The following is a 15,737-nucleotide window of genomic DNA, read 5'->3' as shown; positions in this document are numbered from 1 at the left end:
AAAATTGTTAGTTGTTTCTCTAGTCGGCATTGTTTTCTGTTTGTTCATTAATATTATACAGTTCCATAAAGATCCTCTCATCAAAGTCTACCATTCCAGCGTATTTCTCTTTTTCACGTTTGAATTCTACAAAACCTAACTTTTTATATAAACGATAGGCAATGGCGTTTGTGTCGGTGACTTCTAAAACATAACGGTGGTAATTTTCTGTTTTTAATACATCGTTTATTAAAGCAGTTGATACGCCTCTACCTCTGGCTTTAGTAGCAGTAGCGACACACTCAATATAGCCCGTGCTATCACTGTAAGGTAGTCGTTTGTTAAAATCGTCTTTTATATACTGATAAATTGTCTTTCCTTTTTCATCACCAAATGAGTTTGCCAAGACTGTCTCATCGATTGTCAGCGCTCGGTTCTGATTATTAGAGCAAGCTAAGATCCCAACGATTTCGTCTTTTAATGTAGCAAAATAAAATACCTCTGGACATAACATTTTTTCAAATGCTTCAATTAATTTTTCTTGATTGGCTGAAAGAAACGCTAATTCTTTTTTATATCCATCAACAAAAACGGCGGCAATCTCATGTGATATATCTTTTTTGGCGTTTATCATTGGTATTACCTTGATTTCATGGCTTTCCATTTAAATCACCTCTTTCTTTAATTGTTTTAATCTACCTTTATAACTACTTGTACACTAATCCGATTCAGTTACTATTCCTTTTAGAAAAATGTCGATAGCGCTTTGATAGAGTGCAAAAAATTGTTCATCGTTATAACCAATAAACTGGGTAATGCTTAAACCAGTAAGTGTGCTATATAGGATATAAGCTAAATTTTCTGGGGATTGTCTACTTTCAAATTCATTATGTTGAATGCCTTCAGCAAGAATTTGATAAAACACTTCAAATTCTGGTTTTATCAACTCAAATATCTTATTTTTCATTACCGTATCTATGTTTTGGGTAGCCATATATTCTGGAACGGTATACGATAAAGCATTTTGCATGTCTGAAGCATAATATTTTGCTAGTAGATAAAGCTTTTCTGTGGCTGATTCAATGTTATTCGCATGGTCCTCCCACCTTGTTCTCCAGTTCTTAGAAGTTTTTTCTACTGTATATAAAAATAATTCTTCCTTATTTTTAAAGTGATAATAGATGCTACCTTTGCTTATCTGACTATATTTACGAATGTCTTCCATTGAAGTCCCCACGTACCCTTTTTGTTCAAATATAACTTTTGCTTTTTCCGCAATCAGGTCTTTTGTTTTTTTACCTTGTCCTTTGGGTCTAGCCATAAGTTTTTACCTCATTTGCCTTTATAAACTGACCGTTCGTTTTACTAATTATAGTATGAAAAAGCTTTCTTTGCAAATTTTTGTTAAATGGAAGTTGGGATTACGGTAAAGGTCGCAAAAATGTGAAATGAAAAGACCGTATATTTTTCTATTATCATTGATAATTTAACGATGGTTCGTGCTTTTTTATATAAAGTTCAAGTAAATCCTTTTTCAATCCATTCTTGTGAGAAAAATAGGAGTTAAAAGCGGTGAAAAAATAATCGAATATTGCAATCGTTATTCAGTTATGGTAAACAAGGGAAAAGGAGTTGAATCAATGATTGAATTAAATGGAATAAGTAAAGAGTATGGACAGACCAAAGCACTGGATGATTTGAATTTAACGATAAAAGAGGGCAAAGTTTTTGGCTTTCTCGGACATAATGGTGCTGGAAAATCAACTACGATCAAGAGTCTTGTTAGTATTATTGAACCTACAGCGGGTGAAATTATCGTTGATCAACAAAAATTAACGGAACACCGTTTACAAATAAAAGAAAAAATTGGTTATGTTCCAGATACACCTGATTTGTTTTTACAATTAACTGCGGCTGAATATTGGGATTTAATGGCGGCAGCATTTTCTTTGGAAGAGACTCAAAAAGAAACACAGTTAAAAAAATTCACCGAACTTTTTGATATGGCTGAACATCAAGACGAAACGATCGGCAGTTTTTCACATGGTATGCGGCAAAAAACGATTATTATCGGCGCTCTGTTGTCTGATCCAGCCATTTGGGTTTTAGATGAACCAATTCAAGGATTAGATCCGCAAGCTGCTTATGATTTAAAGCAAATGATGCGGGCCCATGCAGATGCAGGGAAAACAGTGATTTTTTCGACCCACGATCTAGCAACAGCTCAGCAATTGTGCGATGAATTGGCGATACTAAAAAAAGGCAAGCTGATCTATAATGGGACAGTAACTGCTCTATTAGCGCAGTCACCTAATGAATCGCTCGAATCAATTTACTTGGAAATGACTGGTAAATCAAGCAATACAGAAGCGGAGGGAGACGATGGGTAATACGCGGTTAAAAGAACTACTCAAAGTTAATTTACGTTATGCCAATCCGCAACAAACCTCCAAGTCTAGGAAAAAAGGGAAAAATGGCGCCGCATTGACACGTTCCTTAACTATGCAATATTTAAGTTCCGGACTGCTTTTTTTATTGGTTTACGGCGTTGCCATGTTAGGCCTTGATTTTAGTCAATTGCCAGGGTATTTTACCTACTATATTGCGCTTTTTGGTATTATCGCTTTTTCCCAAGGCATTTCAGTTATTTATAATGTCTTTTTTGAAAGTCAGGATCTCCCAAGTTTTTTACCGCTTCCATTTCGTCAGAATGAACTTTTTCTGGCCAAAATTGCGGTAGTTTCGCTAACGATTATGCCGTTTATTCTTCCTGTTTTTATCTTGTTTGTTTTGACGGGAGTACAATCGAATGTATTTGTTCTTTGGTCAGTTTTGTTTGCGGTTGTTCTATTTTTATTATTTTTAGGGCTTATTTTTAGTATTTGTAGCTTTATTGTATTTGGTTTGACCAAAACGAAACTGTTCAAACAACATAAACAAATGATGACAAGTTTACTTTTAATTGTTTCTACAGTGGTGGCTGTACTAGGTATTTTGATTATGAGCTGGCAAAGCCCTCAGGTCGGAACAACATTCACAGATCGATCTACAATTAGTTTCTTATTGCCCTTTTTTTATGCAGCTTCACAGCCTTTAAGAACTGAAGGATTATTAAGTTTACTTGGCCTAGTGGTCTTATTGGCGGGTTTAATCATTTTGTTCGCTAAATTGTTATTACCTAAATTATATGAGCAGTTGATTGATTCGTCATCTAACAATAGGACAGCTAAAAGAAGGCATAAAGTCAATCAAAGTTTGCGCCAATTGTTGCTTCACTATAATGTACAATTGATCCGTAATCCGAGTTTACTAATGCAAGTATTTTCTAATTCTATCTTGATGCCACTAATTTTTACGATTACATTTGCTTTTAGTGGTCAAATTGATTTAAGAATGATTGGTCCGCAGTTTGCTGGTGTAACATTTTTAGGCGGAGTTGCGCTTGCAAGTATTATGGTAAACCAAACTTCTTTTGCAGCGAATATGATTTCCTTGGATAAAGAGAATTTTTCATTTATCCAATCCTTGCCGTTATCAATGAAAGGTTATTTGCAAGAGAAATTCCACTTTGCTTACTTATTGCAGCTTGCTTTGACCAGTAGTGTTGTTGTGATCATGGGATTAGTGCTTCGTATGCCATTGCTGCATTTGATTAGTGCACTTTGCGGAGGTGCTGTTGGGACTTATCTGATTAGTTTACGTTATTTTAGTCGCGATTACCGTTTATTATTGTTGGATTGGACAGAAATTAGCCAGTTATTTGCTCGTGGTGCTGGTAATTTAGGTTTAGTGACTACAATGGTTGGTTCGGTTTTTCTGAGTGTGATTGTACTGGTAATATATGGTTTTGCTGTAGCTTTACTATCACCGTTAGGCATTAATATGGCAGTTGGTGCAGTTTTTATCACAGGCAGCTTCCTTTGGTATCGCCATTATCAAAAAAGTTTCTGGAAAAAATTAGTATAGACTGCAGTGCGAAGTTAAAATAGATAGAAGTTTGAATGATAAGTAGGAAAAATGACGAATAAAATTGAAAAACCAAGCGAGTTCACTTGAACTCGCTTGGTTTTATTTAGTCATCTTCATTTTCTGGTTTTTTGTTCTCAGCATCGGTACGTACAATCAAAACGTCGCATAGAGCATTTCGAGTTACATATTCGGATACCGAACCGATGAATAAACGTTCAACGGCATTCAATCCAGTTGCCCCTAAAATAATTAAATCAACTGCTTTATCCTGTGGAATTTGTTTGGCAATAATCACTTTCGGAGAACCGTATTCAATTTCGGTTTCAACTTTTTCAATGCCGCTTTTTTGGGCATAGTCACTATAGTCTGCCAATGATTGTTTGGCTAAATCAGTCGCTTGTTCTGCTAACATTGAATCAAATGAATTTATATCTTGGAATGCTCTTGTGTCAATAATATGAACCAACAGTAAGCTTGCGTGATTACGCTTGGCAATGTTAACTGCTTTTTGAAATGCTAATTCTGCTTCATTGGAACCATCAACGGCTACCATAATCTTTTGATATTGTTGTAACATCACACCACGACCTTTCTTTATTTCTAACTCTATTGTACCCTTTTTTACTGGAAAAATAAAAACTTCTTGACTTATCGCATTTTTCTGGAAAGCAAAAAGCTAAAAATTCCTGATACTATTAACATTCCACATAGAAACGTAATGGCCCATTCCAAATGATTCAAAAAACCAACGAATAGACATAAAATACCTAAAATAATAAATATTATACCAAAAGTACGTAAAAATGTTCTATTTTGCGAGTTTTCAATGATTAAAGAAAAAAAGATTGCTTGTTTTGTATACAGCAGGACTCCCATAGTAACTAAAACCACTGCCATAATGGATAATAAAATAATAATCATCAAAGACTCCTTTGGCTTGCATTTACTTAAATTATAAGGGAAGAATGAATAATGGGCAACTCATAGCTTAAAGTATTTAAATTGTTTTTTTGTAAAAAAATAATTCTTTTTATTTCTTTTTTATAATATAATATGTGTAGGCCTTTTCATAATCCTATAAGCTAAATATTTAATTTCCCACTCGTTTTCTTCATTTTTCGTTAATAACTGCTAAAAAATGAATCCTTATTTTTTCGTATATTTAACTCAAGTTTCGCACATGTAAAATGATACTAAACAACGGTTTCGTCAGCTCTTGAGCCGGAAAAATTATAGACTTGACTTCTTATCTTCTTATACAAAAAGAACTCCTTTTGTTTTATAATTGATTTAACCACAAACCAAAAACAAAGGAGCTCTTACCCTTATGGTACACTTAAAAGACGTTAAAAATCAATTACCGAATGAAATAAAAGCCCTTTTTTCTGAATTAAAAGTCACACAATTTTTAAAACAAGCCCATATTAGTAAACAAAAAGGGTACTCGGTGGCTGTCCTCTTCACTTTTCTCTTTAGCCTCGTTTTTAAAGGAAAAACTTTAAATCAAGTGCTTAGCGGACGGGAAGGGGACCAATATATGAAAAAAGATATCGTTTATCGATGGATGAATGACCCACATAACAACTGGCGTCTGTTTTTACTTCGGTTTAGTGCCTCTGTCATCGAAAAGCTTCATGCTTTAACGGATACGAAGACCCATCTTCGTACGTTGATTCTGGATGATTCGACCTTTTATCGTAACCGCAGCCAAGAGGTGCCGGGTTTGGCTCGTCTTTGGGATCATGCGCTCAAACAAGGTTACAAAGGGTATCGTATGCTTACTTTAGGCTTTTCCGATGGCTATTCTTTTATTCCGATTGATTTTGGTTTGCTTTCCGGCCAGAAAAAAGTTAACCAAGCCATAACAGAAAAAGACCAACGAACCGTAGGAGCGAAACGGTTCAAAGAATCCAGTCAAAAGATGCCAGAAGTGGCCCTTGAGATGGTTCAACGTGCCTTGGACCAAGGGATTTACGCCACCCATGTGTTGATGGATAAATGGTTTACCTCTCCTAAAATGATGGATCAACTACACGAAATGGGCATTCACACCATCGGGATGGTGAAAAATGGAAAAACCCAATATCTTTTTCACCAACGTTTATACAAATTGGAAGAACTTTATGCGAAATCTACAAAAGAATATACACAAGAAGCGATTATTTCCTCGATCGTGGTGAAACCCAGTTCTGGCAAAAATCCCGTCAAAATCGTTTTTGTCAAAAATCATAATAAGAAAAGTGCTTGGTTGGCGATTATGACCGATGATCTGGATTTATCTTCTCAAGAAATTGTCAAAACCTATTCGGTCAGATGGGACATCGAAACATTTTTCAAGGCCTCAAAATCACTGCTTAATCTAACCAAAGAAACGCAAACACGGCATTATCAAGCCTTGATTTGTCATACCACCATTGTATTCACGCGGTACATTTTATTAAGCTGGCAACAGCGCTGTGCCAATGACGAGCGGACTTTAGGCGGTTTATTTTATGAACTGGGCGATCAAATAAAAGAGCTCGATTGGTCCGCCGCCCTTATCGAATTGGTTCATATTATCCAAGTGGTAAGCGAAGAGTCTGGAAAACAATTACAAGATTTTATTACAAGTCAACTCCAACACTGGGTGGATACTCTGCCTCATTATATCAAGGCTTATCTCCCTAATTTGGTGTGCGAAACTTGAGTATTTAAAAAAACATAAAGCTGCAATGGTAAAGGAGGGAATGGATGAAGCGATTCGATAGCTTTGAAAAGATTGCAAGTTTAATCGTTGATATTATGCTGGGTGTCCTAGTTGTTGTTGTTTTGATCGCGATGGGAACGGCAATCTATGATATTTTTACGCATGTGCTAGAGATGTCTTCAATGAATGAGCTTTATTATGTGATTGAAGAGATCGCAACCTGGTTTATTCTTTTAGAAATATTTTTGATGTTATTGCGTTATGTAAAAGAAGGGCATCATGTACCAGTGCGTTATCTTATTTTAATTGGGATTACCGCTGTTTCAAGGAAACTTTTGTTAGAACATGGTGGCGGACTGGACGCTTTAATGTTAGCATTTGCCATTTTGATTTTGGTCGTTGACTTACTTTTACTGGAAAGAGTAAGAGCTTTTCATACGCATAGGCGTTCGTCTGAAGAAGAAAAAGATGGTTTTTAAATGGAGAAAAAGTAGATATAAAAAAATCCCTTATCAAAATATGATAAGGGGTTTACTTTTTAAAAAGGGTAATATCCGTAGATGCCGTTTATTGTCCTGGAGTATTGATCCCGCAAAGTCTAAGCAGGTGGGTTCCATGGCCAACGTGTCGAGCTACCAAATGAAAAGGCGTGCTGCTAACGCTGGCACCTAACAGATCCCAATATATCAATAAAAATGTTCGGTCAATACTAAAAATGGATAACTCGTACATCACAGAATTCCCAAACCTATAGTAGCACAATCTTTCAAATGTGGCAATAGAGAGGCAATTTGAATTTACCCATTTTACGTAAAAGATCGTGCAATCTATGTTATTTTATTGGTTTTTCCTTTTGAACAATTATTAGGGGCTACTTTTGCGAAAATAAGACACACAAATAGCACGCACAAAATAATGTGCGTTTTTTAAAAATATTCAATGAACGCTTCACACAGCGAGCGCGAGTTGATGAGCCCTGGGCCGTTTTTTCACCCTTTTATAGGCTTGAATCCCCGTCGAATCAAATCGAAGGATCTCGGCCAGCCCTCGAATGAAGCGGTACAGCTTCAAGCGGATCTTTTGGTCCGAGAACGTGGCTTTGGCACGATGAAGCACTTGTTTGACATAGCACGTTTCTTTTTCTAATAATAGGCTATGATGCCCGATCAAATAACTCACGAAACAATGGATCAAGCGTAAGCTATTGAGGTGGAGCGTACGTACTTTCTCTAAGTGGTATTCTTGTTTTTGGACCCGAAAATTTTCTTCAATCCGCCAACGCGTTATATAAGCTTTGACGATCGTTAGGACGTCTTCTTTGTTCTTAATGGGGTGATTGGTCAATAATTTCATGGGTTTTTGACCGTAGCCGTAGACGACCACCATATTTAAGGGAACTTTCGGTAAACAGGGAAGTTCTACGGGAATATGAGAGACTTTCAACGCATAGTTTTTGCCTTTAATGGTCGAAGAAAACGCGATTTTCCCTTTTCTTCTTAACGCTAAGTTAGGCACCTTGATCCGTTTATTCTGATACTTTAGGTAGCGCTTATCTTGGAGCCGAACGATAAAGGAAGCGTCTTGCTTGTGCATAAATGTGAACATATCGTTACTATCGTACCCACGATCCATAACGAGCGTATAGGGTTTTTCTTGAAATAAATGCTTCACCAGGTTTAATCCTTTATAGGTTTCCACATTGGTACTGTCAAAATATTCTTCCGCAGCCGAAAACAAATGGGAATAAATCGGGATTGGATGTTTCGTCCTGGGGGAGGCAATGGCGATATTGGCTGACATATACCCTTTTTCTATGCCATCACGCGAGCCGTCATGAACACGAGCGAGCGCTTCAAATTGTTCGCCGAAAGGCTTCGTGATATCGGAGTTATCGACGATGACCAGCATATCTTCCTGCAAATGAGGTTGAATGGTTTGTAAATAATTTTGGTGCAAGGGATGAAAATCGTCAAAATCCGCCCCACGACGGGACAAACGTTTCACGGTATAAAGAAGACGCGTATCCTCTTCTAAAGCGCGTGCGATATCAGATAGGAGCGGGGACTGGCTTTTGACCATGCCAAAAATCATATCGAATATAAATTTTTGATCCGGTTTGGCCAATCCTTGCGCGAGTTTCTGGGAAAATTGAAAAAAATCTCGTTTTACTTGATAAATATCGGTCGGATTCATGGTATAATACACCTAGCCTTTCGTTATTTATGGTTTGTTTTGGTGCAACTTAATAATACCATAGCGGAAGGCTTTTTGTGTCCACAGATTGGCCTTGTGGATAAAGAAAAACCGCGCCGTTGCCCAGTTTCCCACTGGGGATAACGGCGCAGTTTTCTTTTATTGGATAGGCCCTTCAGATTTTGGGTAAATTCAAAAGAGGCAACAACCTGAAGTGCTTTTAGAACTAAGTTAAACTTTTTTACAACTACTTATTTTAACCACTATTCTTTATTTTCGCGTTCGCTTAGTTGTTCGTAACGCATTGCCAGGGCTCTTTCGTATTTTCCTGTGTCTTTAGGAGAATAATAGGAAGTATTTTTTAGCTTATCTGGCAAATACTGTTGGTTAACCCAGGCATCTTCATAATTATGAGGGTACTTATAACCAATCCCACGGTTTAAATCCTTGGCACCTTTATAATGGCTATCTTTTAAATGAGCCGGTACATCGCCAGCTTTACCAGCTTGGACATCCGCGATTGCTTCATCTAAAGCTGTATGAGCAGAATTTGATTTGGGTGATAAGCACAAATCAACGACTGTTTCAGCTAGTGGAATGCGTGCTTCAGGTAACCCAATTTTTTCTGCAGCGAGGACAGCCTCTACACAGCGAGCGGCAGCTTGTGGATTGGCTAAACCGATATCTTCATAACCAATGACCATTAAACGACGACAAATGATAGCTAAATCGCCGGCTTCAACTAACCTTGCTAAATAGTGCAATGCAGCGTCTACATCACTTCCTCGTATCGATTTTTGGAAAGCTGAAATTACATCATAATGTGCATCGCCGCCTTTATCATGGGTCAGCGCCTTTTTTTGAATACATTCTTCAATAATCGATAAGGTGATATGAATTTGGTCACTCTCGTTGGCAGGTGTAGATTTAACGGCAAGTTCGAGCCCATTTAATGCACTGCGTAAATCTCCATTAACCGCACGACACAAATGTAGCTTGGCATTTTCATCTAAGATAACAGAATAATTGCCCAGGCCTCGGTCTTTATCAATTAAAGCTGCGTCTATGGCTTGGGCGAGATCAGTCTCATCTAAAGGGAGCACTTCAAAAATTTGTGTCCGACTTCTAATTGCCGGATTGATAGTGATATAAGGGTTCTCGGTAGTAGCCCCAATCATGATGATTCGTCCGCTTTCTAAATGAGGCAATAAAAAATCTTGTTTTGTTTTATCTAAACGATGGACTTCATCTAATAGTAAAATCACTGTACCACTCATCTTTGCTTCTTCTGCGACAATTTGCAGGTCTTTTTTTGTATCAGTCGCTGCGTTGAGCATCCGAAAAGCGTATTGTGTAGTTCCAGCGATCGCACTGGCAATACTTGTTTTTCCTGTTCCTGGTGGACCATATAAAATCATAGATGACAGCATTTGGGCATCAATCATACGACGGATAATCTTTCCTTTACCCACCAAATGTTGTTGGCCGACCACTTCATCTAAATTTTGCGGCCGCATACGATAACTTAGTGGCTGCTGCATGTTTATCCTTCTTTCTTTTTTCATTGCCCACAGTATAACATATCTCCATATTTCTTCTTATTAATATATGAAAGGCTTTGGCTAAGTACTAAATAAAAAGGATGGCGTGAGTGCTATGTTTTGTGTATGATGACAGTAGGTGATACAAATGAAAGAAACAATAAAAATTTTTGAAAAAAGTTCGACGGTGGACGTGGCTCGCTTTTTGGTGGGTATGTACCTCGAACATGAAACGTCCCAAGGAAAACTTGGAGGCTATATCGTTGATTGCGAAGCATACTTAGGACCAGATGATATGGCAGCCCATAGTTATGGGATGAAAAATACACCTAGTTTAAAAGCGATGTATCAAAATCCAGGCACGATTTATTTATATACGATGCATACGCATTTAATTTTGAATATGGTGACACAACCCGAAGGTATTCCACAAGGTGTGATGATCCGTGCCATTGAACCTGTTGAAGGGAAAGAACAAATGGAAGAAAGACGCGCCAAATCAGGCCGTGAACTTTCTAATGGTCCCGGAAAATTGGTTGAAGCTTTGGGCATACCCAAAGACCTGTACGGTCAATCGATTTTTTCTAGTGCATTACATTTAGTACCAGAAAAAAGGAAAATTCCTAAACAAATCGAGACGCTGCCGCGTATTGGCATTCCTAATAAAGGTGAATGGACGGATATGCCCTTGCGTTTTGTTGCAGGAGGCAACCCTTATATAACCAAAATTCGGCGCGATCAGATTGATCCTGAACGCGGCTGGCGGGAAGAAAGGAACTAAGACACTATGGCAAAAGAAACAATGCTAAGTTTTTTAGAAAAACAGATGGAAAACAAATTAGCAGATTATGAGACAGCACTTGATTGGGATGTTAAAAATCATACTTTCGAAATTATAGTACAATTATTTGCGGAAAACCGCTCGCAAGAGGTTATTAATGATGTCCAAGGAGTAATTTCAGATAAAGAAGTCATCGAGTTTGAAGATGCTATTTTGCTTTATGATCCGCAAAAATCACAATTTAATCCAGATGACTTTTTAGCTGTGCTTCCTTTTAAGGGAAAAAAAGGAATGGAGCAAAATAAAATCGCTGGATTAGTTGACTATGTTAAAGAAATTTTAGATGAGGGACAAAGCGATTTACTAGACTTTTTAACAAGCGAAGAAGAAACGTTTGAATTAACATTTGATAGCAAAGCTTTTGAAACATACGTAAAAAAAAGCCCGTCTACTTATCTGCCATACCCTAACTATTAATTGGAGGTTGCCCTTAGATGAAATGGAATGAAATCAAAGTAGAAACTACCAGTGAAGCGGTTGAAGCAGTCGCTAATATCTTGATGGAAGCTGGCGCAAGTGGTGTAGCGATTGAAGATGCCAAAGATATTGAAAATTTTCAAAGCGATGGCTTTGGTGAAATTGTCGAAGCAGAAATGATTACTTCGTTAAACGAGGGCGCTTATGTTAAGGCCTATTTTCCTGAAACAATTTTTGTACCAGAAATTTTGCCTGCTATCAAAGAAAGGATTAATAAGTTACCTGATTTCGGGTTACCCATTGGCAACAATGAAATAGAGGTGACAGAAGTCGCTGAAAAAGACTGGGCCACTGCTTGGAAAAAGTACTATCATCCTGTGCGAATTTCACGATTTTTGACGATTAAACCTAGCTGGGAAGAATATCAAACAACAGATTCCAAAGAACAAGTGATTACGCTAGATCCGGGAATGGCCTTTGGTACTGGAACTCATCCGACGACACGTCTAACTTTACAAGCCTTAGAAACTGTTTTGCGTGGAGGGGAAACCGTCCTTGATGTAGGTACCGGTTCTGGTGTGTTAAGTATTGCTGCTAGTTTTCTAGGCGCCAAAGAAGTAGTCGCTTATGATTTGGATGAGGTAGCGGTTAAAGCTGCTAAAGAAAATATGGCACTTAACCCAGCTGCCAAAAATATTCAGGTCAAAGCGAATGATCTACTTGCTAATGTGGACCAAAAGGCAGATGTCATTGTAGCAAACATTTTAGCTGATATTATTATCAAAATGCTGCCGGATGCTTGGCGCTTATTAAAATCAAATGGAACTTTGATTGTCTCGGGAATTATTGAAGCCAAAAAACAAGATGTTATGGACGCTATGCAAGCACAAGGTTTTATGATTGATCAGATTTTTCAACAAAAAGACTGGTACGCCTTAACGTTTAAAAAAACGGAGGATAATTAACATGCAACGCTATTTTACGGATGAGATATATGAGAAGAAAAGCACTTATCGCATAAATGGCGAGGCTTACCATCATATTATTCGCGTGATGCGTATGCAAGAAGGTGACCAGTTTTATCTGGTTTTTGCTAACCAAGTGACTATTCAAGCTGAAATTACGACGATTAATGAGCATGAAGTATTTGTTAAAGAACTTGCTAAAGAAAAGCAGGAAAAAGAATTGCCGCTAGTGGTGACCGTTGCCTGTGGCTATCCCAAAGGAGATAAATTTGACTGGATTGTGCAAAAAGCAACCGAGCTGGGAGCCGCTGAATTTATTGGCTTTCCGGCTAAAACTTCTGTAGTAAAGTGGGATCAAAAAAAGTTAGCTAAAAAACAACAACGATTAACAAAAATTGCGCAAGAAGCAGCTGAACAATCCCAGCGGAGCTTTTTGCCTGAAGTTACGCTTTTAGCTAACGAAAAAGATTTTTTGTCTCTTTTTTCGCAATTTGATTATATTTTAGTTGCTTACGAAGAGTCCGCTAAACAAGGTGAGACTGCCGCGCTGGCCGAGCTGCTGCAAAGAATCCAGCCTAAAAGTCGAGTGCTAGCAATTTTTGGTCCAGAAGGTGGTTTTTTACCAGAAGAGATCACTTCTTTTGAGCAAAATCAGGCACTACTTTGTGGACTAGGCCCTAGAATATTACGAGCCGAAACGGCGCCATTATATGTATTGAGTGCGATTAGTTATCACCTAGAACTTCTTAATAAATAGCTTGAATATTTGAAAAAAACTAAGAATTTATTGTATAATAAGATTGTCGACTGGCAAGAACAAGCGCTTTTTTACAGTAGTGTTTGTTTGATTGTCTTTTTCTTCTTTTGTATATAAATAAGCAAAAGTGTCTGGGTAAAAATGCCCAGACCTTTTTAACAAGGAGGGTCATTATGGCAAAAGATAGTGTGATTTCAGGACCTAGCGTTATTAAATTAGTATCCTATTATATGAGTGATGAACATACTGCTTTTGTAAAAAAAGCCTATGAATACGCAGCAGAAGCGCATAAAGAACAATATCGCAAATCAGGGGAACCTTACATTATCCATCCCATTCAAGTGGCTGGTATTTTGGCTGAATTACATATGGATCCACATACGATTTCTGCTGGCTTTTTACACGACGTGGTTGAAGATACTGAGGTAACTTTAGCTGATCTAAAAAATGAATTTGGCGCAGATGTAGCGATGATCGTTGATGGTGTAACTAAACTTGGTAAAATTAAATATAAGTCGCATGAAGAACAATTAGCAGAAAATCATCGTAAAATGCTTTTGGCCATGGCCCAAGATTTGCGAGTCATTATGGTGAAATTAGCTGACCGTCTGCATAATATGCGTACCTTAAAACATCTTAGAGATGATAAGCAGCGAAGAATTGCGCGAGAAACATTAGAAATTTATGCACCCCTGGCTGATCGATTAGGGATTAGCCGTATTAAATGGGAGCTAGAGGATCTCTCTTTGCGTTATCTAAACCCTAAACAATATTATCGTATTGTTCATTTGATGCAATCTAAGCGTGAAGAACGGGAAAAGTACGTTGGTGAAGCGGTAGAAGACATTCGAATAGCTACAGAAGAATTAGATATCTATGCTGAGATATATGGTCGGCCGAAACATATTTATTCGGTTTATCGCAAAATGGTCGATAAGAAGAAACAGTTTAATGAGATTTATGATCTGTTGGCTATTCGAGTGATCGTTGATTCCATCAAAGATTGTTATGCGGTTTTAGGGGCTATTCATACAAAATGGAAACCACTACCAGGGCGCTTCAAAGATTATATCGCAGTTCCTAAGGCTAATATGTACCAATCCATTCATACGACAGTGATTGGACCCCATGGCAATCCGGTTGAGATCCAGATACGGACACACCAAATGCATGAAATTGCAGAGTTTGGGGTTGCGGCACACTGGGCGTATAAAGAAGGCCATACTGAGAAAATCCGACCAGATGAAATGACAAACCAAGTCGGCTGGTTCAAAGAATTATTAGAACTGCAAGATGAAAGTTTCGATGCTTCTGAATTTATGGAAGGCGTCAAAGGCGATATATTCAGTGATAAAGTTTATGTATTTACCCCTAAAGGCGATGTCTCAGAACTACCAAAAAATTCGGGGCCTTTGGATTTTGCTTATCATGTTCACACAGATGTCGGGAATAAAGCAGTTGGTGCAAAGATTAACGGGAAAATGGTCCAACTTGATTACAAGTTGAAAAATGGCGATATTGTTGAAATATTGACTTCGCCCAATTCCTTTGGACCAAGCCGTGATTGGTTAAAATTTGTAGCGACTAGCAAAGCAAAAAATAAAATTAAACGTTTCTTTAAAGCGCAAGATCGTGATGAAAACATTGAAAAAGGCCATGGACTGTTAGTTAAAACATTGCAAGAAATGAACTTTTCACCCAAAGAAATGCTTTCAAAAGAAAAAATCCAAGAGGCATTAGAACGGTTCAACTATCAATCAGAAGACGATTTGTATGCAGGAGTTGGTTATGGTGAGATCAGTCCAATCACTTTAGCCAATCGATTGACTGAAGAGCAACGACGCAAGCGTCAGCAAGAAGAAGAACAGCAGCGTGTGCAAGATATGGTCAACAAAGGGCCTAAAAAAGAACCCGAAAAAATGAAGATTCGTCATGATGGCGGCGTGGTAATTCAAGGGGTCCAAAATTTATTGATTCGTATCAGTCATTGCTGTAATCCGGTGCCTGGAGACGAAATCGTTGGCTACATCACCAAAGGACGCGGAGTGTCGATTCACCGCAAAGATTGTCCGAATGTACAAAATTCGGAGCAAATGAATGACCGCTTGATTGAAGTTGAGTGGGAAGATGAAGGTAATACCAATAAAGAATATGACACTGAAGTCGAAATTCATGGCTATGATCGTTCAGGTCTATTAAACGATATTTTACAAGCAGTTAGTTCACAAAATCATCGAATTGTTAACGTAGAAGCACGTTCCAATAAAGAAAAAACTGCAACCATCCGCCTGACCGTTTCGATTAAAAACCTAGCACATTTGCAAACAATTGTTGATAAAATTAAACAAGTTCCAGATGTACACAGTGTCCATCGTTTGAAAGGATAGAA

15 protein-coding genes and 1 other RNA gene are annotated in these 15,737 nt (G+C 37.8%); 9 read left to right on the top strand and 7 right to left on the bottom strand.

Going from position 1 to position 15,737, the window contains the following annotated elements:
- Positions 1-19: 19 nt before the first annotated feature.
- Both C7K43_RS07330 and C7K43_RS07325 read right to left on the bottom strand, forming a co-directional pair.
- Positions 20-643 (bottom strand): GNAT family N-acetyltransferase, encoded by a 624-nt coding sequence (locus C7K43_RS07330; RefSeq protein ID WP_124006274.1) that lies wholly within the window; start codon positions 641-643, stop codon positions 20-22.
- Between the two features lie 54 nt (positions 644-697).
- On the bottom strand, positions 698-1,300 hold the full coding sequence (locus tag C7K43_RS07325) for a TetR/AcrR family transcriptional regulator (RefSeq protein ID WP_124006273.1): 603 nt from the start codon (positions 1,298-1,300) through the stop codon (positions 698-700).
- 319 nt (positions 1,301-1,619) lie between these two features.
- On the opposite strand from C7K43_RS07325, the gene C7K43_RS07320 reads away from it, so the two are divergent.
- Entirely contained in the window at positions 1,620-2,369 is a 750-nt protein-coding gene (locus C7K43_RS07320) for an ABC transporter ATP-binding protein (protein ID WP_124006272.1), read from the top strand.
- A complete protein-coding gene (locus tag C7K43_RS07315; protein WP_124006271.1) occupies positions 2,362-3,945 on the top strand; it encodes an ABC transporter in 1,584 nt (527 codons plus the stop codon). Before C7K43_RS07320 ends, C7K43_RS07315 begins: the two co-directional genes overlap by 8 nt.
- A gap of 106 nt (positions 3,946-4,051) precedes the next feature.
- Here the strand turns inward: C7K43_RS07315 and C7K43_RS07310 are convergent, their stop codons facing one another.
- Positions 4,052-4,525 (bottom strand): universal stress protein, encoded by a 474-nt coding sequence (locus tag C7K43_RS07310; RefSeq protein WP_124006270.1) that lies wholly within the window; start codon positions 4,523-4,525, stop codon positions 4,052-4,054.
- Between the two features lie 71 nt (positions 4,526-4,596).
- On the bottom strand, positions 4,597-4,869 hold the full coding sequence (locus C7K43_RS07305; protein WP_124006269.1) for a hypothetical protein: 273 nt from the start codon (positions 4,867-4,869) through the stop codon (positions 4,597-4,599).
- A 406-nt stretch (positions 4,870-5,275) separates the two neighbouring features.
- Between C7K43_RS07305 and C7K43_RS07300 the strand changes: the two genes are divergently transcribed.
- Positions 5,276-6,634: an IS4 family transposase gene (locus tag C7K43_RS07300; protein ID WP_124006268.1), complete on the top strand. Its 1,359-nt coding sequence runs from the start codon at positions 5,276-5,278 to the stop codon at positions 6,632-6,634.
- A 44-nt stretch (positions 6,635-6,678) separates the two neighbouring features.
- Entirely contained in the window at positions 6,679-7,113 is a 435-nt protein-coding gene (locus tag C7K43_RS07295; RefSeq protein WP_124006267.1) for a phosphate-starvation-inducible protein PsiE, read from the top strand.
- A 68-nt stretch (positions 7,114-7,181) separates the two neighbouring features.
- Here C7K43_RS07295 and ssrS read toward each other — a convergent pair.
- The 3 genes from ssrS to C7K43_RS07280 form a co-directional block, all read right to left on the bottom strand.
- Positions 7,182-7,377, bottom strand: a non-coding RNA gene (ssrS, locus tag C7K43_RS07290) — 6S RNA.
- Positions 7,378-7,582: 205 nt separating this feature from the next.
- Positions 7,583-8,827, bottom strand: a complete 1,245-nt coding sequence (locus tag C7K43_RS07285; RefSeq protein ID WP_124006266.1) for a transposase — start codon at positions 8,825-8,827, stop codon at positions 7,583-7,585.
- A 263-nt stretch (positions 8,828-9,090) separates the two neighbouring features.
- On the bottom strand, positions 9,091-10,368 hold the full coding sequence (locus C7K43_RS07280) for a replication-associated recombination protein A (protein ID WP_124006265.1): 1,278 nt from the start codon (positions 10,366-10,368) through the stop codon (positions 9,091-9,093).
- A 148-nt stretch (positions 10,369-10,516) separates the two neighbouring features.
- Here C7K43_RS07280 and C7K43_RS07275 point away from each other — a divergent pair, with 148 nt between their 5' ends.
- The 5 genes from C7K43_RS07275 (at position 10,517) to C7K43_RS07255 (ending at position 15,735) form a co-directional block, all read left to right on the top strand.
- Complete coding sequence (locus C7K43_RS07275) at positions 10,517-11,149, top strand: DNA-3-methyladenine glycosylase (RefSeq protein WP_124006264.1); 633 nt, start codon at positions 10,517-10,519, stop codon at positions 11,147-11,149.
- Positions 11,150-11,155: 6 nt separating this feature from the next.
- Positions 11,156-11,626, top strand: a complete 471-nt coding sequence (locus C7K43_RS07270) for a DUF3013 family protein (protein WP_124006263.1) — start codon at positions 11,156-11,158, stop codon at positions 11,624-11,626.
- A gap of 17 nt (positions 11,627-11,643) precedes the next feature.
- Complete coding sequence (gene prmA / locus C7K43_RS07265) at positions 11,644-12,591, top strand: 50S ribosomal protein L11 methyltransferase (protein WP_124006262.1); 948 nt, start codon at positions 11,644-11,646, stop codon at positions 12,589-12,591.
- Between the two features lies 1 nt (position 12,592).
- Complete coding sequence (locus tag C7K43_RS07260) at positions 12,593-13,348, top strand: 16S rRNA (uracil(1498)-N(3))-methyltransferase (protein ID WP_124006261.1); 756 nt, start codon at positions 12,593-12,595, stop codon at positions 13,346-13,348.
- Between the two features lie 173 nt (positions 13,349-13,521).
- On the top strand, positions 13,522-15,735 hold the full coding sequence (locus C7K43_RS07255; protein WP_124006260.1) for a RelA/SpoT family protein: 2,214 nt from the start codon (positions 13,522-13,524) through the stop codon (positions 15,733-15,735).
- Positions 15,736-15,737 lie beyond the last annotated feature (2 nt).

The sequence above is a fragment of the Tetragenococcus koreensis genome, from assembly GCF_003795145.1.
In the GTDB taxonomy this organism is placed as follows: Bacteria; Bacillota; Bacilli; order Lactobacillales; family Enterococcaceae; genus Tetragenococcus; species Tetragenococcus koreensis.
This window is presented reverse-complemented; position numbering and strand designations above follow the sequence as displayed.

Coding starts and splice junctions, on each gene's coding strand:
- C7K43_RS07255 (WP_124006260.1), top strand. CDS start 13,522: ATGGCAAAAGATAGTGTGATTTCAGGACCTAGCGTTATTAAATTAGTA.
- C7K43_RS07280 (WP_124006265.1), bottom strand. CDS start 10,368: ATGCAGCAGCCACTAAGTTATCGTATGCGGCCGCAAAATTTAGATGAA.
- C7K43_RS07275 (WP_124006264.1), top strand. CDS start 10,517: ATGAAAGAAACAATAAAAATTTTTGAAAAAAGTTCGACGGTGGACGTG.
- prmA (WP_124006262.1), top strand. CDS start 11,644: ATGAAATGGAATGAAATCAAAGTAGAAACTACCAGTGAAGCGGTTGAA.
- C7K43_RS07320 (WP_124006272.1), top strand. CDS start 1,620: ATGATTGAATTAAATGGAATAAGTAAAGAGTATGGACAGACCAAAGCA.
- C7K43_RS07305 (WP_124006269.1), bottom strand. CDS start 4,869: ATGATTATTATTTTATTATCCATTATGGCAGTGGTTTTAGTTACTATG.
- C7K43_RS07310 (WP_124006270.1), bottom strand. CDS start 4,525: ATGTTACAACAATATCAAAAGATTATGGTAGCCGTTGATGGTTCCAAT.
- C7K43_RS07300 (WP_124006268.1), top strand. CDS start 5,276: ATGGTACACTTAAAAGACGTTAAAAATCAATTACCGAATGAAATAAAA.
- C7K43_RS07260 (WP_124006261.1), top strand. CDS start 12,593: ATGCAACGCTATTTTACGGATGAGATATATGAGAAGAAAAGCACTTAT.
- C7K43_RS07330 (WP_124006274.1), bottom strand. CDS start 643: ATGGAAAGCCATGAAATCAAGGTAATACCAATGATAAACGCCAAAAAA.
- C7K43_RS07325 (WP_124006273.1), bottom strand. CDS start 1,300: ATGGCTAGACCCAAAGGACAAGGTAAAAAAACAAAAGACCTGATTGCG.
- C7K43_RS07285 (WP_124006266.1), bottom strand. CDS start 8,827: ATGAATCCGACCGATATTTATCAAGTAAAACGAGATTTTTTTCAATTT.
- C7K43_RS07295 (WP_124006267.1), top strand. CDS start 6,679: ATGAAGCGATTCGATAGCTTTGAAAAGATTGCAAGTTTAATCGTTGAT.
- C7K43_RS07270 (WP_124006263.1), top strand. CDS start 11,156: ATGGCAAAAGAAACAATGCTAAGTTTTTTAGAAAAACAGATGGAAAAC.
- C7K43_RS07315 (WP_124006271.1), top strand. CDS start 2,362: ATGGGTAATACGCGGTTAAAAGAACTACTCAAAGTTAATTTACGTTAT.